The following is a 23,341-nucleotide window of genomic DNA, read 5'->3' as shown; positions in this document are numbered from 1 at the left end:
CCAAACAAAATTACCACCCACTTAAAAGTAACAAAAAACACACATTTAAAGTGCTGAGTTTATACCTGATTTTTTGTTACTAATTCTAAATACAGGCTGCCGTTAATGAGCCACATAAGAAGGTTGATAATAAGTAGAAACAAAAAAAGTAGCCATTGGCTACTTTTCTGTTCATATTTGCACAGTCAGTTATTCTGAAATTTCAACCTCTGCATTCTTTGCTGCATTAATTGGTATTGCAAGTTCTGCGTTGCCATTTTGCTGAGCAGCTACACTTTCATCAATGCTTAGTGCAGACTTAGCTTCTAGCCGTAATTGTTGAATCTGTTGTTTCTGAGCTTCCACTAGCTTTGTTAACGCTGTTACCTGCTCTATAGATGTGTCGTTACTTTTATCATCAGCGTAATATGGCTGTGTTTGAATGAAATTACTCTTGCGTGCAGATAAAACGCCTTCTGTAATCAATTTCGCTTGTGATCTTATTGGCTGATTGCGCAGATCTTGATTATCTAGAGCACGGGAAATACGCAGTAACTTATTTTCTATTTCTAGAATGAAATTTTCATAGTCATCTTTGCTGCGATCTCGTAGACCTTTGACTTCAAGCGCAATATGAGCGGCATGATCAAGTTCAAATTGAATATCGATAACTTTCTTATCAATGGCTGTAAAATTTCGAGGCGTTAAATCAATAATACGATTACCGTCAGTAATTTCTGTTTCAACACGAGAGTAACTTAACGGCGCATAATAGCGCACATCATTTCTACGTAGTTCACGCAGCTTCGTCTCAAGCGGTGCAATATAAATCTTCTTTACTGTTTTAATTTCTAAGCTAAAGCTACGCTCTAAAAATTCTTCTTGCTCTTCTCGTGCATCAGAAACATCATCATTATCTATATAATTGAACAGCTTGGCATAAAAACGGTTTAGCCTTGTATATTCACTACGATAATAACGCGCAGCATCTAAAGAATTAAGGTAAGCCATTTGCTTTATCGCTGGCGCAAGAACCCTATCTGACTTGACTTTTAGTTTTTCTAGCTTAGTCAGCGTCATCTGTGCTTGATTAATTTCTTCTAAAAAACGCTCAAGATAAGTCGCCGATGAAAAAATAGAGTAGCTTTTAAATGCCGTATCAGGTGAACCAGCAAAGCTTTGATAAGTCGAATCTGCTGTTTTCCAATGCGCTTGAACAACATCATATTTATTGGGTGAATAGAGCTGTAAGTGCTCAATATTTTGTATTTTTTCCTGCCAATTTTGGTAAATGTTTTGTGCGTTTCTGACTGCATCGTCAGTATTGATGGTCGACGTTACACCTTGTCTATTGTCAGGTGTGCTTCCACAAGCACTAAGCAACGCCATAAGTACAAGAGCAACAGCGACTTTTCCCGTATAGTTCATATTCTGTATCCGATCTTCTTACTTATTATTATCTTCTGTGTAATCTATTGATTATATAAACTAAACCTATTGATAATGTTAAAATAAAGTCAACATTTAATGCTATCACACATGATATTTATTGGTATTAAGTGTATCTGACTATCACTTTGTACTAAAGCCTTTACTATTAATAAAATCTTTCATAAATGGTCGAGCCTCTTTACTTAGAGCATTGGTAATTTGTTCTGACCAGGACATTTCTTTATTTCCGCCAGTACGCATTCTGTAATATTCCCGCACTTCTTCATCGTAATTTTGTAATTCAGACTGATTAAGCGCCTGTTGATACTGCTCTTGATGCACGATAATCGATTGCGGTAAACGCGGTTTAATTTCTGGCGCTTGAGACGGGTAACCCAAACACAATCCAAAAAGCGGAATCACATGCTGAGGCAGCGCTAAAACATCAGCTACCGCTTCTGGGTTATTACGAAGACCACCAATGTACACGCCGCCTAACCCCATAGACTCTGCAGCTAATAAACAATTTTGCGCCATAAGTGCCGCATCAACAGCGCCAATAAGCGTTTGCTCTGTAAAACCTAACTGCGCTTCTGGGTGAATTTGTTGGTGACGGTTAAAATCGGCACAAAAAACAAGAAACTCTGCAGCGGTCTCAACATAAGGTTGTCCACCCGCTAAGTGTGCTAATTTTTGACGCGTATCTGATTGAGTAACACGAATAATACTGACACATTGTATGAAGCTCGATGTCGATGCTGCTATTGCACAATCGAGTAAAGACGATAGTAATTTTGCATCAACAGCTTGATCGGTAAACTGACGAATAGAACGGTGTTGCAAAATAGTATCGATCGTTTGATTCATGGATATCCTTATCACATTTATGATGGCACTTTACCAAGAGACCAATAGCTCATTGAAATTGACCTTCACCAGCTATCTTTTTCTTTCTTAAAAGAATAAGACTAGTGATAGATCAATTAATTCAACTTAATCTATCACAAATCCCAATAAATATGATTATTGAGCTAATTATTCCTACTTATATCTCCTTATACTTGGTTCGAGATATCAACTTTACATTCTTGGCATATTTGCTCAAGAATCCCTTGTAGACGCTCTTTGTTTAAAGGCAACGGATTTCCTTTTATTGCATTTGATAGCAGTGCATCTTCAGCTACTTCATCAAACATGGTATCGCACAATCCATATTCAGAGACAGATGGTAAATTTAAACGCTCTAACGTTCGCTTTGTCCAAGTAATGCCATCGGCAATATCGGCATCTGTTCTACTTGTCAGAATACAAGCTAACTGCCGATAACGATTGAGTACATCGGCTCGTCCTGCTTCTCTTGCCGCCAACACATTCTCTTGCATAACATACGGTGCAAGTTGTGCCGTTATCAAACCGTGTGGCGCATTCAGCCTGCCCCCTAACGAAGATGCTAGCCCATGTGCCGCACCTAACTTGGCATTGGCTAATGCCATTCCTCCTAACATTGCTGCAAATGACATATCAGAACGCGCACGAGGATCATCACCTTCACAAGCAGGTACAATAGCACCAGCCAATCGTCGCAACCCTTCTTCACAAACCATATCGGTGAGTGGATTAGGCGCACCACAAACATAGGCTTCCATTAAATGAGTGAACGCATCCATGCCGCAGCATCCCGACAGAACAGGATCCATGCCATAGGTCAGCGTTGGATCAATGATTGCTAAGTCAGGTAGCATATCTGCGCTTCTTAGGCTCACTTTTACATTTTCTTGGGCTGAACGAAGCACTGCATTTTTACTGACTTCAGATCCGGTACCTGAGGTCGTGGGAATCGCAATAAATGGTAAGGGTTTAGCTTGAAGCGGTACATTACGCCCAACCACTTCCACATAATCATAAACACTGCCTTGGTTAGGGATCAATGCGGCAAGGGCTTTACCAGCATCAAGTACACTACCACCACCGATAGAAATCACCATATCAGGTCGAAAACGCCTCCCCATTGCAGCCATTTCTTCAATCATTGCAATAAGAGGCTCGCCCAATACAGCCACTTGCTGATAGCGCATGTTTTGTTGCTTCAAATAATTAACTAAAGGTTCAGAGCGCTGATTATCTTTCCCTGTTACCAATAACACACTGTAGCCAAATTGATTGAGTGTAGAGAATGAGTTGATTAACGCCCCTTCACCAAAAACAATCCTAGACGATGTCATAAACTGAAACATAGGTACTCCATTACACAAACTACAATACAAATTTGAATAATCACCTAAAACACAGTCTTATTATCTGAATTGCATGTGAAACCTGACTGCTTTACTTAACTATAAATAAGTGAGTATTTAAATTAGTAATCATATACCTGAGTTAGTATTACGGAATATGAGTTACTCATTTTGATTCTGAACAATATTTAACCGCTATAAAATTTCAACTTGAAGGAATAAGTTCTTCGTCACATAAAACATTGATGAACCACACAAATATCTGTAATGAAAGTGACGCTTAATTATCATGTTAGCGAACACGCTAAATCAATTCGTTCTCCAAGGTGTTTACAATGTCTAAGAAAAGACCAGCCTCTACAGGCTGATTTCGTCGTTTATATATTTCTCATACCTTTTTAGATGTATACAAAAAACGTCAATCGGTTTTATCTATCAGAGTAAGAGATAAAACCCGCTTTCTCATCGGTCGTTGGCAAGTTATAGTAAACTCAATAAATTTGAGGAGAGATATTATGTTCGTTGTTATTTTTGGTCGTCCTGGTTGCCCATTCTGTGTTCGTGCAAAAGACCTTGCTGAAAAACTAAAAGAAGAGCGCGACGATTTTAACTTCCGTTATGTAGACATTCACGCGGAAGGCATCAGCAAAGCTGATCTAGAAAAAACGGTTGGAAAACCTGTTGAAACAGTTCCTCAAATTTTTGTTGACCAAGACCACGTTGGTGGCTATACAGAATTTGAAGCATACGCAAAAGAAAACCTAAGCCTTTTTCAATAATGGCGAGCGGCACTATTGCTGTTAGATGAATCAATAAGGGCTGATTATTCAGCCCTTATTAGTTCTGTTGTTTCCTACCTTTCATACTTGCCAGATGCTACAGAGATGTTAAATATAATCATCTTTATTTATTTGGTTATAACACACGATAAACGGTTAAGATGTGCAAAAGGCATAACTTTATCTAATAGCTATTCTAAGAAAAAAATAATCGAATAAATATGGAATTCTGATATGACAAATCTCTAAAATCAGCTAGAATTTCGTCACTTTTGTTGTGTTCCCCTTCCCGGAAAATATGTTGTGAATATCGATGTAGCATCCCTTCTCCATCAGAATGATATTCTGTTGCTTTTTGTTGTTCTCGCTGTTGGTCTAAGTTTTGGTAAAATTCGTTTTGCTAAGATGCAAGTAGGCAATTCTATTGGTGTTTTACTGACTGCCATACTGTTCGGTAATGCCGGATTCACCTTCAATACTGAAGCATTAAATATTGGCTTCATGCTGTTTATTTTTTGTGTTGGTATAGAAGCTGGCCCCAACTTTTTTGGTATTTTCTTCCGAGACGGTAAACACTATCTTTTACTCGCCCTTGTTGTGCTACTTTCTGCTATTGCCATTACGTTAACCATGTCTCACTACCTTGAACTTGATATAGGTTTAGCGACAGGCTTAATGGCAGGTTCATTGACGGCAACACCTGTGCTTGTAGGTGCAAAAGATGCATTGAATTCCGGGTTATCTGGCATTAGCGACCCTGATATCATTAAACAAACTATTGATAGCCTAAGTGTTGGCTATGCCATGTCTTATTTGATGGGTTTAATCAGTCTTATTTTTCTAGCGAAGCTAATGCCTAAGTTACAAAAACAAGACCTTGCTGAATCGTCGCAACAAATTGCGCGTGAACGCGGTATTGGCGAAGTTGCTCAACGTAAAGTGTATTTGCCGATCATTCGCGCTTATCGCGTTGGTCCTGAGCTTATTAACTGGATTGATGGTCGTAACCTACGAGAGTTGGGTATCTACCGTCAAACTGGCTGCTACATTGAACGCGTACGACGAAACGGTATATTAGCAAACCCTGATGGTGATGCTATTTTACAAGAAGGGGATGAGATTGCCTTAGTGGGTTACCCAGACAGCCATGCCCGTTTGGATCCTAGCTTTCGAAACGGTAAAGAAGTTTTCGACCGTGATCTGCTCGACCTTCGAATTGTTGAAGAAGAAATTGTGGTTAAAAATGACAACATCGCAGGTAAACGCCTATCTGAGCTCAATTTATCAGAATACGGCTGTTTCTTGAACCGTGTTGTTCGCGCTCAAATAGAGATGCCGATGGACCATAATATTCTGTTGAATAAAGGGGATATTTTACAAGTCAGTGGAGAAAAAAGTCGAGTACTTGGTCTTGCTGAGCGTATTGGTTTTATCTCAATTCACAGTCAAATTGCCGATCTATTAGCATTCTGCTGTTTTTTTATCATTGGGCTACTGATCGGTTCGATTACATTAGCATTTGGTCACGTTGCATTTGGTTTAGGTAGTGCTGCTGGACTTCTGATTGCAGGTATTACATTAGGCTTCCTACGTGCTAACCACCCTACTTTTGGCTATGTACCCCAAGGTGCGCTTAATATGGCAAAAGATCTTGGCTTAATGGTCTTCATGGTGGGGATCGGTTTAAGTGCGGGTTCTAATTTATTCGATTCATTTGCACATATTGGCCCTATGGTCTTAGTCACTAGCTTAATGGTGAGTGTGATCCCTGTTGTATTGGCTTACCTGTTTGGTGCTTACGTACTGAAGATGAACCGTGCACTTTTATTTGGTGCCATCATTGGTGCTCGAACTTGTGCACCTGCGATGGATATGATCAATGAACATGCTCGAAGTACAATTCCAGCTTTAGGCTATGCTGGTACTTATGCCATTGCCAACGTACTGTTAACGATTGCTGGTACGTTAATCATTATCATGAATTAATGATGGGTATATGATTCATGGCTTTTCTCTATTAATTCACATATCGTTTTAATAGAAAGAGCCATGATTTAAGGGCTGTAATTGTTGCTAAACGATGCAAAAATGATTTGTTATCGCTAAAATTTAATGAGTCAGCGTCTATTCAGTCACATTCCCTACACTTAATCTCGCAAGCTTCTTTTCTATTAAGTATATTCATTAGATATATTTATCTTTGGTAATCAAAATTATGCGAATCCTAATTGTCGAAGATGATCAAATTCTGAGTCATCACCTAAAATCTCAACTCAGTGAATTGGGTCATCAAGTCCAATGTGCAGGCACAGCCGAAGAAGGTCTGTTTTTTGCACAAAATTATCCTAATGATATTGCGGTTGTCGATATAGGTTTACCTGATCGTGACGGAATAAGCTTGATAAAAGATATGCGAAAAAAAGGGCTTCGCTTACCTGTCCTCATTTTAACAGCGCGTGCCAATTGGCAAGATAAAGTAACCGGTCTAGAAGCGGGTGCTGATGATTATTTAGTTAAGCCGTTTCAAAAAGAAGAAATGGTTGCTCGTTTAAGTGCTTTAGTTCGTCGTAGTGCTGGCTTTGTAAAACCAGAAATGTCGGCGGGTGATATCCGTGTCGATTTACTAGCAAAGCAAGTGTTTGTTGGTGAGGCCCTACTTGAGCTAACAGCATTTGAATATGATTTACTTGAGTATCTCATGCGCCATAGCCGTCAGGTTGTTTCAAAGCAACGTTTACTGGATGTACTTTATGAAGATCAAGAAGGCGATCCGAATACAATCGAGGTAATGATAAGCCGGCTACGTAAGAAGTTCATAACAACAGGACAAGATAACCCTATTACGACCATTCGTGGTCAGGGTTACATTTTTGAGTTGCAAGCTCAATGAAGACAGTCATTCTTCAACCTCGTCTTCGACGCCGGGTTTTAGTGACATCTGTAGCTATCATTGTATTAATAACCTCTGCACTTGCAGGGGTTATTAACCAGCTCTACTCACAAAGTTATATGGCTTCGTATTCTTCAGAGTTAGTGGCCCAGATGCCAATGGTTGTGGCACAACTTAATCGAGCTGGATTGATTAAAGATGTCGATAAGTGGATAGATTCTGTCGACCCTTCAGACAGTGATTACATGTCTGTCGTTTGTGACCAAAATGACAATACAGTATGGCTTTCTGATGAAGCTAAAACCGTAAACCTTGCAGATATATGCCGTAATCTACCAGAAGAAATACCCACACCGACATTAATTAAATTACCCGATGAAAGCAGCTACATTGCCTATAACCTGAGTCGAGACAAAGAACGTGGCACTATTTATCAATTAGTAGTACTTCGCCCTGCTGGCCCCTACGAGGCATCGCTCACGCAACTGCATAAACGCACGACCTTTTATTTAGGTTTATTTGTTCTTATTGCCATCGCATTTTTAATCGCCGCATTTCATTGGAGCTTCCAGCCATTACGTCGACTGGCTACACAGCTTGATCAAATGACTGATGCTAAGCGTGAAAGCCTTGATAGTAACTTCCCGATGGAGTTACAAGACATCACCCACGCTTTAAACCGCCTTATTCGAATCAGCAACGACCAAAAAGGACGTTATCGCCATTCGATGGATGATTTAGCCCATAGTCTTAAAACACGTCTTGCGGCAACCAATGCCTTACTAGACGACAGAGAGATTTCGCGTGCTGAATTAAACCAGCGAGTACTCGAGCAGATCAGTCAAATGGACAATTTGGTTCAGTACCAGCTAAAGCGTGCAATGATGGGGCAGCAAGGGTTACAGAAAAACAAAACGGAGCTTAAACCCGCTATAGATAGCTTTGCTCGTATGCTCAGTAAGATATATGCCGATAAGCAGGTGACATTCTCCGAGAGCTTCGACACATCGTTAAAATTACCTATTAATCGTGACGACCTCATGGAGCTACTCGGTAATATTTTGGAAAATGCTTACCGGTTTTGTATCAGTGAAGTACGCATTAATGTCGCAGAGTATAGCGACCATTACATCATTCGTATTGAAGATGATGGGCCAGGTGTGACACCTGATATGCGAGAAGCAATCTTTCAACGTGGTGTTCGTGCTGATCAACTCAATCCCGGTCAAGGTATTGGTCTATCGGTTTGTCATGAGATAGTAGAAAGTTATCAAGGCCAAATTCATGTAGAAACAGCAAGTATAGAAGGTGCTGCTTTTATCATTAATTTACCGAAAAACTGATAATTTCAATTTTAGTCTCCCCAAATAAAAAACCGCCCAATGAGGCGGTTTTTTATACTAATTAAATATGATTAGATATTTTCTACATCAAATTCAACCAGTGTATTAACATCGATATCATAATCAATTGAATCAATGCCAAAGCCGAATAGCTTAATGAACTCGTCTTTATATTCTTGGTAATCAGCAACTTCAAACAAGTTTTCATTGGTTACGCTAGACCATAAGTCACGGCAGTGCTTCTGGATATCTTCACGCAGTTCCCAATCGTCAAGACGTAAACGATTTTCTTCGTCTACTTCAGGTGCTGTACCGTCAGCCTTGTACAAACGCTGAGTGAACATACGATAGATTTGCTGCATACAACCTTCATGCACGCCTTCTTCACGCATCTTCTTAAAGACCATTGCGATATAAAGTGGCATAACTGGAATTGCAGAACTTGCCTGGGTAACAACACTCTTCAATACGGCAACATTCGCTGAACCGCCAGTAGCAGATAGCTTGTTATTTAATTCAGATGCTGCACGATCAAGGTCCATCTTCGCCTTGCCTAGTGCGCCATGCCAGTAGATAGGCCAAGTAATTTCAGTCCCAATATAACTGTAAGCAACGGTCTTACAACCATCAGCTAAAACACCCGCTTCAGATAGAGCATTAATCCAAAGCTCCCAATCCTGACCGCCCATTACGGTAACAGTATCAGCGATTTCTTGCTCGGTTGCAGGCTCGATACTTGCTTCAATTAATACATCTTTGTTCGTATCAACGGCTGTTGCTGTGTATGTTTCACCCATTGGTTTTAGGCTTGAACGTATAACTTCACCTGTTTCAGGCATTTTACGAACAGGTGATGCTAACGAATACACCACCATATCAATCTGACCTAGGTCGGCTTTGATCAGATCAATTGTTTTCTGTTTCGCTTCATGAGAGAAAGCATCGCCATTCAGGCTCTTAGAATAAAGACCTTCTTCTTTAGCCAATTTGTCGAATGCTGCTGAGTTATACCAACCTGCTGTACCTGGTTTTTTCTCTGTACCTGGCTTTTCAAAGAAAACACCAATAGTTGCGGCATCACCACCGAATGCCGCAGCAATACGTGATGACAAACCGTAACCACTAGAAGAGCCTACAACAAGTACACGCTTAGGTGCATTTGCAATTGGACCTTGAGCTTTAGTGTATGCAATTTGCTCTCTAACGTTCTCTTCACAACCCACAGGGTGCGTTGTTGTACAAATAAATCCACGAATTTTAGGTTTGATGATCATCTTCAACTTCCCTTACATAATTGACTGTAGGATAAAAGGTTACTGGCAACTTCGCATTATTTTTATGTCTAAAAGCTGAAAAAAACACAGTGGTTGGAGGTGTTATACCATTATAGGTAAGTAAATGGTCAGATCGTTGAGCAAAAAAAAGTGCCATACAATCGATTTTTCAATCATTGCATGACACATGGGAGACACCAGGTTTATTATTCTTTTAAAGAATTACTGAACACAAATGGCACAATAACTCTTAAGCCGCCTTTCCTGGTTGCAGACCACTTTTTTTGAATTTATCAGCATCAAAGTTATCCACTTGGATCGCTTGCTGTCTCAACTGGTCAGCATTGTGCATTTTTTCAACTTCTACTTCTGTGACAATACCCGCACCCAGCGCGATTTGTAACTTTTCTGTTAATGAAACTTTGCGCGGGATCTCACCCGACTTCGTTGCTTGTACCAATTTACGCTCAATATCTTTCACGCTGTACATGGCAACAAACGCACGTTCCATAATCGCAACCGGATCAGACTCTTTATCGCCTACGTAGCAGAGACTAGTTAAACGCTCACGATGTGCGCCTGGAGTCATCAGTAGTTTTGCAATTTGAACCGTTACTTCATCACTCGGTGCGTCATAACGAATACCAAGCGGGAATAGAATGGTACGCAATGTACGACCTACCCCTTTACGTGGGAAATTGTTAAGCACTTCATGAAAGGCAACACCACACTGGTGTAAACAATGTTGTAGCGCGTAATGCACCATCGGAAGATCTTGCTGTTGACGACCTTCATCTTCAAAACGCTTCAAGGTTGCAGAGGCTAAATACAAGTGGCTGAGTACGTCACCCAATCGTGCAGATACCAGCTCACGACGCTTTAACTCACCACCAAGACTCAACATTGCAAAGTCAGCAGCAACGGCTAGTGCCTTACTCATACGTGATAAATGGCGATAATAAACCGCAGTTTCACCACTAACAGGTGCTGAATTAAATCGTGAACCCGTGAATGCATTCAATACTGACTTCGCGACATTACCCACCGCAAAACTGATGTGTTTTGATAACAAGCTATCAAATTCTTTTGCACCTTGTTTAGCATCAGGGTTCGCAGCAGATTCCATTTCTTTCAGTACAAATGGGTGACAACGTGTAGCCCCTTGACCAAAGATCATTAAGTTTCGGGTCAGAATATTTGCGCCTTCGACGGTAATCGCAACAGGGATACCGAAGTAATGGTGGCCCAAGTAGTTCATAGGCCCAAGCTGAATCGCACGTCCGGCATGAATATCCATCGAGTCGTTCAAAATTGTACGTGCCATTTCTGTCATATGGTACTTAGCAATCGCCGTAACAATTCCGGGAGTTTCACCTTGATCTAGCGACGTTGTAGTTAGCGTTCGAGACGCTTCCAACATATAGGTGTAACCACCAATACGTCCCATCGCTTGTGCTACGCCTTCAAAGTTACCAATCGACATACCGAATTGCTTACGCACGTAGGAATATGCTCCCGTAGTACGTGCTGTTAGGTGACCAATTGCGGCACCTAACGCAGGTAATGAAATACCACGACCAGCTGACAGACATTCCACCAGCATACGCCAGCCACGACCCACATATTCTTGCCCACCAATGACCCAATCCATCGGAATAAAGACATCTTGCCCACGTGTAGGGCCATTCATGAATGCCATATTCAATGGATCGTGACGTTCACCAATCTCAACGCCTTGGTGTTCTGCGGGGATCAAGGCACATGTAATACCAATATCGGCTTTATCACCAATTAAACCATCAGGATCCTGTAGCTTGAACGCCAAGCCTAATACAGTAGCAACAGGTGCTAGCGTGATATAACGCTTATTCCAACTCACCTTAATACCCAAAACTTCTTTGCCCTGGTGCTCGCCGTAACACACCACCCCCATGTCAGGTATACCACCAGCATCTGAACCCGCTTCAGGCCCTGTTAAGGCAAAACAAGGCACTTCTTCACCATGCGCTAGACGTGGTAACCAATAGTCTTTTTGTTCTTGCGTGCCATAATGAGACAGCAACTCACCAGGCCCTAACGAATTAGGCACCATAACAGAGACAGCCGCACTTAAACTACGCGTAGCAATTTTTGTTACAATCGTAGAGTTCGCCAGCGCAGAAAAATTTAATCCACCGTACTCTTTACTAATAATTAGCGAGAAAAACTTTTCTTTTCGTAGATACGTCCATACCTCTGGCGAAAGATCTTTGTCTTCCTGAACAATTTCATAATCATTCAGCATCTCCAGTAAAGTTTCGAGCTTTGTATCGATAAACGTTTGCTCTTCATCCGTGAGCTTTGGTTTTGGGTAAGTCAGCAAAGTATTCCAATTAGGTGAACCACTAAACAACTCTCCATCCCACCACACACTACCTGCTTCCATCGCTTCTCGCTCTGTATCAGATAATGGTGGCAGCACTTTTTTAAACATTTTAAAAGCGGGATCACTGATGTAGCGTTGACGCAAATTAGTTAAAGTGCTCATTTTTCAGGTCCTTTTGTTTCATTTATCGTTATTATTAATGTAGGAATACGTTAAATCATTCGAGTTACTCTGTGCCGGTTTTAGGAGATGAAACTAAAGACAAACCTTGATCGATAGGTGCAGCAACACCCGCCGCTAAATAAGGGACTAAACGATCAATAAGATCTTCGGTTTCAACTTTGCAGGAAAAATCATTTTCAGCGATTTCGCACAATGCTTTACTTGATGCCATGGTAAATACTGATGCACCCAGCGTGAAATGCAGACGCCAAAAAAGAGTTTCAGGATCAAGTGAAGGATTTGCACGACATACCGCGCTAGTAAAAAGGGTTAGCACATCGTTGTAGCGCGTTATGATAAACCAGCGTAAGTGGCCTTGAACATCGGTATAACCTCGTCCAATCAACGACATAAAGATAGTAGTGCCACAAGGGCGATAATCATTCAATGATGATAAAGGTTGTTTTGCACAGCGAAAAACATCTTCCATTGTAATTTCATCGTGCTTGAGTAATGCTTCCAATTCATTTTTAAGCGAAGGCATGAATTGTTCTAAATAGCGACTAAGTACAGCTCTGACCAGCGTTTTTTTATCACCATAATGATAATTAACTGAAGCTAAATTAACGCCAGCTTTACTTGTTATCGTTCTTAATGAGGTTTCTTTGAATCCATGCTCAGCAAATAGCAGTTCAGCAGCATCCAAAATACGACCTTTTGTTTCTCCCTTTCCTGCCATTTCATTCACCCGTATTAAACACATGTTTGAACTTTACATCTCGACAACATATTTAACAAGTTAAAATCAATTAAATAACGTTGGTTTTACGTATCCTATATTGGAATACATCTTAAAATGTGACAGTGATCCTTCATTACCTTTCAATGAAGGATGTACAGAATTTTAGAACTTGATGTGTGTTTTATTTATACAAATGGAAAAAAGACCTGAGTTCAAGAAATGGTAAACCAACTATTAATCAATAAGTAATGGTTGTACTTATTCCTAATAGAACCAAATCTCACTTTAAAGATCATGTTTTATTGAAAAAAGATCACATTTTTGGGAACAAATACTGGACTAGCAGGTCTTATATTATGCCACTGCTTTTTCTTAGAAGACATTCTTCATAACCCGTCCCCTATAATAGAGATGGGTTTTCTTTATTTAGCTATGCCTGAATATAAAAAAGCCTCTAAAAAGAGGCTTTTCAATGATTTATATATAGATAACGTATTAGATACGTTTTAATACATTGGCTAATAACTGAATACGAGGCTGAATAGAATGAATCAGCAAATATTCTTTATCGCTATGGAAGCCAGCCCCCATAGGACCAAAACCATCTAACGTCGGTATGCCAAGAGCGGCAGTAAAGTTACCATCAGAACCACCACCGGCATCTTCCCAACCATACGTCAGTTCTAATTTATCAGCCTCTTCACTCACCAACTTTATCAGTGCTTCGGTGTCTTCTGTTGGCTGCATCGATGGCTTAAAAGTGACACGATTTACAGTAACGCTTGCCCCTTTTTCAAAAGGGTTTTCCGCCATTTCACGTAACGTTTTATCGATCGCTTTTGCTTCTTCTGTATTCCAGAAACGTAGATCAACAATGGCTTTTGCGTAATCGGGCACAACATTAACAGCCATGCCCCCTTCAATAACCCCCACATTCATCGTGGTGCCAGTACTCAGATTAACCATATCCTTAATTGCCAACGACCAATGGCTTAGCTCATAAATAGCAGAAATACCATCAGCTAAAGCGGAACCAGCATGAGAAGCCACCCCATGAAATTCAAGTTCATATTTAGCGTTACCCTTACGTGATCGAATAAGGTTTCCAGTCGGTCGTGACGCTTCACACACTAATACCTGGCGACTTTGACGTGCAATACTTTCTAACCATTCACGAGAATATAATGAACCAATTTCTTCATCACAATTTAAAGCTACGACAATTGAAAGTCTGTCTAGTTCTTCGATCGTCATCGCTTGTAAAGCATACCAAGCACTCAATATGCCAGATTTCATATCAGTAACACCAGGACCGTATGCTTTCTCGTTATCATATGTCATCGGACGTTCAGCGACTGTACCTTCAGGAAAAACGGTGTCCATATGACCACTTAACATCACGTCATAAAACTGTGCGTCTGGCTTATTGGTTATTTTTAGGCAAGGACCAGCTTCCTGATGTAATTGAAAACGTTCAACATGAAAGCCAATTTGTTCAAACATTGGTGTCAACACATCTGCAATTTTAGCTATGCCAGATGGTGTACGCGTACCACAATCGATATTTACAAGTTGTTCTAGCTGGTTTAAATAGGTATCTAGGTCAAGATTCAGAGCCACTTTGCTCTCCTTCAATACGTCGTAGACCACGTCTGGCACATTTAATTGTAGAAAGGTTGTGCCAGACAGATAAAGGGATTTAGAACATAATAGAGATATTAATCCCCAAGTTACCTCAAAGTGCTCGTTTCAGCGAAACTCTGAATCCAACGTGTTGAGATAGCTTGATGATAATGTGCCAGAATACTCGTTGCGATGCTCTGATTTGCATCATATGTTTCCAATAAAAAACACTTCACCTAAATGAAATGACAATATTAATTAAATCGTAAGATCAGTACTTTATACTAACTGCTAAATTTAAATAGAACTAATTTGAACTAACCCTGAAAACACGAGTCCTATATATTGACATTAAGATTAAAGAATTATTTGTGAGCTGGCCGCCCACACGAATAAATCGTTCCTTTAATCAGCAATGCTACTGCTGAAACTCCTACTTATTGTGTTTGAATACTTTAAACTTCTACTCGCTGATATTCAGCGAGTTTTTTTTGTATTATCTTTAGCCTAAAGCTTTTTATGAAAACCCCATTCCGCTAACATTATTATCAGCAGGATTTATTTATGTTATAAAACACAAAAAAATCACCCAAATCATCATTTCCCTGCCAGTAAAAATAAATAATTCACTTTTTTGAAATTAATTTGAACTAACTAAGCAATACACACTCTTATTACTATGATTGAGATTACTGGTTTGCATCCTTACCGAAAGGGTGACTATGTTACATTGACCTTAATAGTCTGAATTACCACTGCTGCTACAAACTCCTAATTGTTTTATGGAACATTCCTCCCGCTGACATTATTCTCAGCGGGATTTTTTTATCTTAAAAAACACAAAAAATCACCAAAATCATCATTTCCCTGCCAGTAAAAATAAATAACCCATTTTTTTGAAACCAATTTGAACTAACTAAGCAATACACACTCTTATTACTATGATTGAGATTACTGGTTTGCATCCTTACCAAAAGGGTGACCAAGTTACATTGACCTTGATAGTCTGAATTGCCACTGCTGCTACAAACTCCTAATTGTTTTATGGAACATTCCTCCCGCTGACCTTATTCTCAGCGGGATTTTTTTATCTTAAAAAACACAAAAAACTAGCATTTCCGTGTGGGTAAAAATAAATATTCGATTTTATTTGAAATTAACTTGAACTAACTGCGCAATGCACACTCTTATTACTATGATTGAGATTACTGGTTTGCATCCTTACCAAAAGGGTGACCAAGTTACATTGACCTTGATAGTCTGAATTACCACTGCTGCTACAAACTCCTAATTGTTTTATGGAACATTCCTCCCGCTGACCTTATTCTCAGCGGGATTTTTTTATCTTTAAAAACACAAAAAACTAGCATTTCCGTGTGGGTAAAAAATAAATGTTCGACTTTATTTGAAATTAATTTGAACTAACTGCGCAATGCACACTCTTATTACTATGATTGAGATTACTGGTTTGCATCCTTACCGAAGGGGTGACCAAGTTACATTGACCTTGATAGTCTGAATTGCCACTGCTGCTACAAACTCCTAATTGTTTTATGGAACATTCCTCCCGCTGACCTTATTTATCAGCGGGATTTTTTTATCTTAAAAACCACAAAAAACTAGCATTTCCGTGTGGGTAAAAAATAAATGTTCGACTTTATTTGAAATTAATTTGAACTAACTGCGCAATGCACACTCTTATTACTATGATTGAGATTACTGGTTTGCATGCTTACCGAAGGGTGACCAAGTTACATTGACCTTGATAGTCTGAATTGCCACTGCTGCTACAAATTCCTTATTGTGTAAAAACATTTTCCCGTTGAATTTCAACGGGATTTTTTTACCTAGCACATCAAGATTTCCCAATGTCTAACGCTGATATCGCTAGATCAGGATGCTTCAAAGATAAGCCTAAAACTTCAATTGTTCTTTCTGAATTAATCACTTTCCCTTTTGGTGTTAAATCTTCCTCAAAAATCGGTAGATCGAGACCCACTTTTAATGCACTTGCAGTGTAATATACTTCTCGCGTTGGATGGAAAGGCGCAGCTAGGTGCAGTGTTTTTACATCCGGTGACTTTACAATAATACTCGTGATGGCTTGAATACAGTCATCGAGATGAATCAAATTAACCTGTGATTTCCCACCCTTGATACCAGTACGCCCCGATAAAAACTTAGCAGGATGACGTTTAGGACCAATCAAACCAGATAAGCGCAAGACAACCAAATCATCCCCCCAGGTGTCACGCAACTGTTGTTCTAATTTGTAATGTGCGATGCCCGATTCACTATCAGGACTTGGTTGCATTGACTCAGTGATTTCACCTTGCATATCGCCATATACCGATGTAGTACTGATAAAAACAATTCGCTTACAACCATTATCCTTTGCTGCCTTAGATAAGGATAAAACCGAAGCAATATATTCATGACTCTGTATTGTTCTTCGTCTTGGTGGAACATTGATAACCAATAAACCTGTGGAAAGAAAAGCGTTCATTTCAGAGCTAATGTGCGATGGTTCAAGTGGAATTGTTAATTCAACCCCATGAATACCGACACTTTCTAGCTGTTTAGCCGCCTCCAGACTTGTTTTACTACCGTAGACATCGAAACCTTGTGATACTAAATTTTTTGCCAACGGTAAACCTAACCAGCCACAACCACATATACTTACTTTCATATTATTACCTTGTCTTGTTATATCCATAAAATACTAAAGCATGCCAAAAGATATAAAATAACTCTTTATTTATTTTACCCTGTAAATTAATTCCTCGCATATGAAATTAAACTACAAAATAACCTTTTATAAGAGCAAAAAAAGCCTTATTTTTTAAATTTAGTTTCAAAACTGAAAGAAAAAAGTCGATCCCGATCAAACTATAATAAAAATAGAAAGCTAACTACTAGGAGCGAATCGATAAAAAGTAGTATAGTTTCACCATATTGGCTTTATATCTTAATTAAGCCTACGAATGTAATTCAGTAACTAACGCGGTAATCGCTATGAATACCCTAGAAAAAGTTCAAAAAAATTTAGATAACTTCAGTAAGTCCGAACGTAAAGTTGCTGAAGTAATAATTGCATCACCACAAACCGCTATTCATTCTAGTATTGCTACGCTTGCTAAAATGGCGGATGTTAGTGAGCCAACGGTTAACCGTTTCTGTCGTCGCTTAGACACAAAAGGCTTCCCTGACTTTAAATTGCATTTAGCGCAAAGCCTTGCAAATGGAACGCCTTACGTTAACCGTAACGTTGAAGAAGATGATAGCCCTGATGCTTACACATCAAAAATATTTGAATCTACAATGGCTTGTCTTGATGTAGCTAAGAATAGTCTTGACCCAGTACAAATCAATCGTTCTGTTGATTTGTTGACTCAAGCAAAGAAAATATCGTTCTTTGGCTTAGGTGCATCAGCATCTGTTGCACATGATGCGCAAAACAAATTTTTTCGTTTTAACATCCCTATTGTATGCTTCGACGACATCGTTATGCAGCGCATGAGTGTTATTAATTGCTCAGATGGTGATGTTGTAGTGATGATATCTCACACTGGTCGTACTAAAAGTTTGGTTGATATCGCACGTATTGCTCGTGAAAATGGCGCAACGGTTATTGGTATTACAGCCAAAGATTCACCACTTGATCGTGAATGTTCTCTCTCTATATGTCTTGATGTACCAGAAGATACTGACATATATATGCCAATGGCTAGCCGTGTTGTACAAATGACTGTCATAGATGTGCTTGCTACAGGTTTTACATTACGTCGTGGTTCAGGCTTTAGAGAAAACTTAAAGCGTGTAAAGGAATCATTAAAAGACTCTCGTTTTTCAAAAGATAATGTTCTTTAATACTGAATTAGTATCATTCATTAACAATAAAAAGCACGAATGAATATTCGTGCTTTTTTTTCATGAAATATTGAACAAGCAGCTTACCCATTGGATCCATTTACGTAATCAATTAATCAATAACTATACTTAGATGAATATTATTCAACATTTGTAAGAAATTATGCATTATTTACTTACATAAAAATGTATGTTTTTTTTCAGTTTATTGATGAAGGACAGCTCTCTCACGCCTTTTCCTGTAGTAATATTTCATCATGTTAGTGACTGATCCACATAATGATCGGTATAGCCATAATGAGCCGTTAAATAAAAGATGGAGTTTCAAATGTCTGAACAACTAAGACGTACCAAAATCGTAACTACACTTGGTCCTGCAACTGACCGCGATAACAACCTTGAAAAAATTATCGCCGCTGGTGCTAACGTAGTTCGAATGAACTTCTCTCACGGTAGCCCTGAAGATCATATCCAACGTACAAAAATGGTACGTGAAATTGCAGCAAAGCTTGGTAAACATATTGCTATTCTTGGCGATCTCCAAGGTCCGAAAATTCGAGTTTCTACTTTTAAAGACGGTAAAATCCAACTGGCTATCGGTGATAAGTTCACGCTAGATAGTGATCTGCCAAAAGGTGAAGGCCATCAAGATGCAGTAGGCCTTGACTATAAAGAGCTACCCAATGATGTTGTGACTGGCGATCTTTTACTGCTAGATGATGGTCGAGTTCAGTTAAAAGTAACAGCTGTGAGTGGTAATAAAGTACATACCGAAGTCACCGTTGGTGGTCCGTTATCTAATAATAAAGGCATCAACAAAAAAGGCGGTGGTCTTTCTGCTGAAGCGCTAACAGAGAAAGACAAAGCTGACATTATTACCGCAGCCAAAATGGGTGTTGATTATCTTGCTGTGTCATTCCCACGTAACGGCGAAGACATGAAGTATGCTCGAAGCCTTGCATTAGATGCAGGTCTAGAAGCTAAGTTAGTCGCTAAAGTTGAACGTGCAGAAGCTGTTGCAACAACAGAAGCGATGGATGACATCATCATGGCATCTGATGTTGTAATGGTTGCTCGTGGCGACCTTGGTGTTGAAATTGGTGACCCTGAGCTGGTTGGTGTTCAGAAGAAGTTAATTCGTCGAGCTCGTAGCCTTAACCGTACCGTAATTACTGCGACTCAAATGATGGAATCGATGATTACTAGCCCGATGCCAACACGAGCAGAAGTCATGGATGTTGCTAACGCCGTATTGGATGGTACTGATGCTGTAATGCTTTCAGCAGAAACAGCGGCTGGTGATTTTCCAGTTGAAACTGTTCAAGCAATGTCGAGTGTTTGTGTAGGTGCTGAAAAAGAGCCAAGTATCAATGTATCCAATCACCGATTAGCTCGCACATTTGCTTCACCTGAAGAAACAATCGCAATGTCTACCATGTATGCTGCAAACCATATGGAAGGCGTAAAAGCGATGGTAGCAATGACCGAGTCAGGTCGTACACCATTAATGATGTCTCGTATTTCATCTGGTTTACCTGTTTTTGCTATGTCTCGTAACGAAAACACACTTAACCGCTCTTCACTATACCGCGGTGTAACACCAGTCTATTTCGACCGTGATAGCGACGCAGGCCTTGAAGCGGCTAAACACGCACTGGCTGTTCTAAAAGAACATGGTTACTTAACAACGGGTGATCTTGTCATTATCACTCAAGGTGATGTAATGGATACGATTGGTTCGACTAACAATATGCGTATTCTTACTGTCGAATAACAATTTTTAAAATGCAAAAGGCTTGCTGTAATAGCAAGCCTTTTTTATTGGATAACAGCATTACTAACAGATATAAAACTGTTAACTACTTAGGTGGCACCCAATTATGATTTGTTTTTGCGGTAAGTATATGATCTTCCCATTTACCATTGATCAGTAAATACTCTTTAGCTCTACCTTCTTTTTCAAAGCCTAAGTCTTCTAACACTTTCCCACTGCGTTTATTTCTTGGCATATAGGCGGCCATAATACGATGAAACTGCTTCTCTTCAAACATCCACTCAACAACGACATCAAGAGCACGGTGCATAATGCCCTTCCCTTGATAAGCTTCTGCTAATGAATAGCCTACATGACATGCATGAAATGGGTGCTTCACTAAATTACTGAAGTTAATAACCCCTATTATGTCATCTGATTCTTTCGTCGTAATAACAAAATAATAAGCAAGATTATGTTTATGAAGTTCGTTAAGTTGTAACAACCTTTTCTCCCACCCTTCAGGTAAGAAAAAATTTTCATCGCGTAACGGTTCCCAAGGCTGTAGATATACTCGGTTTTTTTGGTAATAAGCTGTAATTCGAGCAGAATCTTTGTTACCGATCAAACGAATCTTAAGTTCATCAACCACTAATGTTGTAGAGCGGTTTATAATTGAGTTAAACAAATTATTCCCTTAAACCTTATGGTGTACTTTGGCTGTTATGATGTATTACGACGTTATTGATACTGTACTAGGAAAAGTCTACCTTCTTGCTGACAGCAAGGGGTTACGACAACTCACTGTGGGTAGCGCTGGATTTTGTCCCGATTCAAGTTGGGAACATGATGCCAAAGCTATGAAACCTTACACGAATCAACTTACAGAATACCTAAGCGGGAAAAGGCAAAAATTCACCATTCCTTTAGCACCTCAAGGCACACCGTTTCAACAGAAAGTCTGGAATACGCTCACTGAAATCCCCTTTGGTGAAACCTTTAACTACCAACAAATCGCAGATAAACTTGGCACTTCGAATGCGGCGCCAGCGATTGGCATAACGAGAAACGTAAACCCCATTCCGATTATTATTCCTTGTCATCGCGTGCTCAACAACAACAATTCATTGTGTAATTATCGCTACGGTCAAGAAGTTGTATCTCAGTTACTGGCATTAGAGTCAGGTCAACTATCATTGATACCAACCATTATTAAATAAAGAGAAATACCACACTGTCACTCATCTCAGTGTGGTATTTACCTGATAATAGAATAAGTAATTAACGCTTACTTAAACCATACTCTCGCAATTTATTTGCTACCGCAGTATGAGATACACCTAAACGTTTTGCTAACTTTCGAGTTGATGGATAACTACTGTAAAGATTAGACAATATACCTGATTCATAACGTTTCATGATTTCATCCAGTGAGCCATCAAGTGTTTCGTCACTAATAATGCTGGTTGTTTCGTTCTCTGGCAGTTGAACATCATCGATTGTAATTTCAGATCCTTCGACTTGTGTCATCGCACGGAATAATACGTTACGTAATTGCCTAATATTACCCGGCCATGCGTACTGACTAAGGTACTGTGAAAGCTTATCTGAAATTTTAGGCTTAGCTTGCTGCAATTCTTGAGCAAACTGCGCTAAGAATAACTCAGCAAGTGGCACAATATCAGCAGTACGTTCACGTAATGGTGGCACAACGAGGGCCAATACATTTAAGCGATAGTACAAATCTTCACGGAATTCCCCCGCAGCAATAAGATCCGGTAACTTTTTCTGAGTCGAGCAAATGACACGTACGTCGACTTTAATTTCTTCTTCTTCGCCTACGCGACGGAAAGTCCCATCCTGTAAGAATCGAAGTAATTTTATTTGTAAATGTGCTGACATTTCACCGATTTCATATAAGAAAACAGTACCACCAGCAGCTTGTTCGAAAATGCCTTTTTTCCCAGCTTCATTTGCGCCTCCCGAAAAGCCAAATAATTCAGTTTCTGCTGCATTATCCGGCATTGAGACACAGTTCACGACAAGGAATGGATGCTCACGACGCATTGAACGTTGATGGCAAGCTCGCGCCAACATTTCTTTACCGGTTCCTGTTTCGCCTTGAATCAGTAAAGGGGCATCGAGCAATGCTAGCTTCTTCGCTTGAACTAAAAGGTGCTTAAAGCGTGAAGATTGACCGACTAAATGTTCAAAGCCGTTATCACCACTAATTTCTCGCATTGCGATGGGCATTTTTGCTTCAGATAATGATTTGAGTAAAATCACAGCACTCACCATGACAGACTCTTCATTCTCGTTTGTCACATAAACAGGCATAACTTCCATCAGGTAGTCTAAACCTGCAATTACGACCATTTCACTGCGCTTATTTGCACCTTCTTTTTCGACCCATCGAGTGTAGTTAAAGCCAAGAAGAATTTGAATGTACTCACCCAAAACATCCGTACTTACGTTGCTCATTAATTGCTCTGCAGCTTCATTAATTAGGTCAACTTTGCCACTGAGGTTTATAGAGAAAAATGGATCGGGCAGCGTTTGTAATAGGGCCTTTAGCTCTTTATGTTCTCGTTCACTCGGCATGAACTGAATTTTCCGTACATCTGTAACTCCGTCTAACTGACGAATTTGCGACATAAGCTGGCTAAATTGTTCAAATTCAATTTCAGGACAATTGAGATAAATAATACCAATGCGATCAATTTCAATTCCCCTGAGATTAATCTCTTGGCTGGCAAGAATATCCAGCAGCTCTCGGGTCATTCCTAGTCGATCTTCACAAAAGACCTGTAGCCTCATATCGTGCGCCTTATGATATAAACGTCGCTTAACTTCAGCGGAATTACGCTTTCAATTAATATTATGATAATTCAGTTTA

General features: G+C 39.7%; 17 protein-coding genes. 7 read left to right on the top strand and 10 right to left on the bottom strand.

The features are described from left to right. Positions 1–189 precede the first annotated feature (189 nt). The 3 genes from C9J48_RS14695 to C9J48_RS14685 all read right to left on the bottom strand — a co-directional run bounded on the left by C9J48_RS14695 (position 190) and on the right by C9J48_RS14685 (position 3,644). Positions 190–1,407, bottom strand: a complete 1,218-nt coding sequence (locus tag C9J48_RS14695; protein WP_006233534.1) for a hypothetical protein — start codon at positions 1,405–1,407, stop codon at positions 190–192. A gap of 144 nt (positions 1,408–1,551) precedes the next feature. Next, positions 1,552–2,277, bottom strand: coding sequence for an oxygen-insensitive NADPH nitroreductase (gene nfsA, locus C9J48_RS14690; RefSeq protein ID WP_006233533.1), 726 nt, complete (start codon positions 2,275–2,277; stop codon positions 1,552–1,554). Between the two features lie 188 nt (positions 2,278–2,465). Next, on the bottom strand, positions 2,466–3,644 hold the full coding sequence (locus tag C9J48_RS14685; protein WP_006233532.1) for an iron-containing alcohol dehydrogenase: 1,179 nt from the start codon (positions 3,642–3,644) through the stop codon (positions 2,466–2,468). Between the two features lie 515 nt (positions 3,645–4,159). Between C9J48_RS14685 and C9J48_RS14680 the strand changes: the two genes are divergently transcribed. The 4 genes from C9J48_RS14680 (at position 4,160) to C9J48_RS14665 (ending at position 8,656) form a co-directional block, all read left to right on the top strand. Further along, positions 4,160–4,423, top strand: coding sequence for a GrxA family glutaredoxin (locus C9J48_RS14680; RefSeq protein ID WP_006233531.1), 264 nt, complete (start codon positions 4,160–4,162; stop codon positions 4,421–4,423). Between the two features lie 303 nt (positions 4,424–4,726). After that, positions 4,727–6,409, top strand: a complete 1,683-nt coding sequence (locus C9J48_RS14675; protein WP_006233530.1) for an aspartate:alanine antiporter — start codon at positions 4,727–4,729, stop codon at positions 6,407–6,409. A gap of 229 nt (positions 6,410–6,638) precedes the next feature. Next, entirely contained in the window at positions 6,639–7,313 is a 675-nt protein-coding gene (locus tag C9J48_RS14670) for a response regulator (RefSeq protein WP_006233529.1), read from the top strand. Further along, positions 7,310–8,656 carry an ATP-binding protein gene (locus C9J48_RS14665; RefSeq protein ID WP_006233528.1) on the top strand — a complete coding sequence of 449 codons (1,347 nt, stop codon included), beginning with the start codon at positions 7,310–7,312 and terminating at the stop codon, positions 8,654–8,656. Before C9J48_RS14670 ends, C9J48_RS14665 begins: the two co-directional genes overlap by 4 nt. Before the next feature lie 71 nt (positions 8,657–8,727). Here C9J48_RS14665 and fabV read toward each other — a convergent pair whose 3' ends face one another. The 5 genes from fabV to C9J48_RS14640 all read right to left on the bottom strand — a co-directional run bounded on the left by fabV (position 8,728) and on the right by C9J48_RS14640 (position 17,511). Further along, entirely contained in the window at positions 8,728–9,930 is a 1,203-nt protein-coding gene (gene fabV, locus C9J48_RS14660) for an enoyl-ACP reductase FabV (protein WP_006233527.1), read from the bottom strand. 250 nt (positions 9,931–10,180) lie between these two features. Further along, a complete protein-coding gene (locus tag C9J48_RS14655) occupies positions 10,181–12,457 on the bottom strand; it encodes an acyl-CoA dehydrogenase (RefSeq protein ID WP_006233526.1) in 2,277 nt (758 codons plus the stop codon). A gap of 64 nt (positions 12,458–12,521) precedes the next feature. After that, positions 12,522–13,196, bottom strand: a complete 675-nt coding sequence (psrA, locus tag C9J48_RS14650; RefSeq protein ID WP_006233525.1) for a TetR family transcriptional repressor PsrA — start codon at positions 13,194–13,196, stop codon at positions 12,522–12,524. Positions 13,197–13,694: 498 nt separating this feature from the next. Next, entirely contained in the window at positions 13,695–14,819 is a 1,125-nt protein-coding gene (locus tag C9J48_RS14645) for a M20 family metallopeptidase (RefSeq protein ID WP_006233524.1), read from the bottom strand. A gap of 1,858 nt (positions 14,820–16,677) precedes the next feature. Next, the gene (locus C9J48_RS14640) at positions 16,678–17,511 is read right to left on the bottom strand and encodes an NAD-dependent epimerase/dehydratase family protein (RefSeq protein WP_006233522.1); all 834 of its coding nucleotides are present in this window, start codon (positions 17,509–17,511) and stop codon (positions 16,678–16,680) included. A gap of 326 nt (positions 17,512–17,837) precedes the next feature. Between C9J48_RS14640 and C9J48_RS14635 the strand changes: the two genes are divergently transcribed. Beyond that, a complete protein-coding gene (locus C9J48_RS14635; RefSeq protein WP_006233521.1) occupies positions 17,838–18,692 on the top strand; it encodes a MurR/RpiR family transcriptional regulator in 855 nt (284 codons plus the stop codon). A 328-nt stretch (positions 18,693–19,020) separates the two neighbouring features. Beyond that, positions 19,021–20,466 (top strand): pyruvate kinase, encoded by a 1,446-nt coding sequence (pyk, locus tag C9J48_RS14630; protein WP_006233520.1) that lies wholly within the window; start codon positions 19,021–19,023, stop codon positions 20,464–20,466. Between the two features lie 85 nt (positions 20,467–20,551). Here pyk and rimJ read toward each other — a convergent pair whose 3' ends face one another. Further along, positions 20,552–21,133 carry a ribosomal protein S5-alanine N-acetyltransferase gene (gene rimJ / locus C9J48_RS14625; RefSeq protein ID WP_006233519.1) on the bottom strand — a complete coding sequence of 194 codons (582 nt, stop codon included), beginning with the start codon at positions 21,131–21,133 and terminating at the stop codon, positions 20,552–20,554. A 37-nt stretch (positions 21,134–21,170) separates the two neighbouring features. Here rimJ and C9J48_RS14620 point away from each other — a divergent pair, with 37 nt between their 5' ends. After that, the gene (locus C9J48_RS14620; protein ID WP_006233518.1) at positions 21,171–21,665 is read left to right on the top strand and encodes a methylated-DNA--[protein]-cysteine S-methyltransferase; all 495 of its coding nucleotides are present in this window, start codon (positions 21,171–21,173) and stop codon (positions 21,663–21,665) included. Between the two features lie 61 nt (positions 21,666–21,726). On the opposite strand, the gene tyrR is transcribed toward C9J48_RS14620, so the two are convergent. Next, the gene (tyrR, locus tag C9J48_RS14615) at positions 21,727–23,262 is read right to left on the bottom strand and encodes a transcriptional regulator TyrR (protein ID WP_036804394.1); all 1,536 of its coding nucleotides are present in this window, start codon (positions 23,260–23,262) and stop codon (positions 21,727–21,729) included. Positions 23,263–23,341: the final 79 nt, after the last annotated feature.

The organism is Photobacterium profundum (assembly GCF_003026285.1).
GTDB classification, from domain to species: Bacteria; Pseudomonadota; Gammaproteobacteria; order Enterobacterales; family Vibrionaceae; genus Photobacterium; species Photobacterium profundum.
Note: the sequence above shows the minus strand (reverse complement) of the source record. Positions and strands in the feature narration are given on the sequence as shown.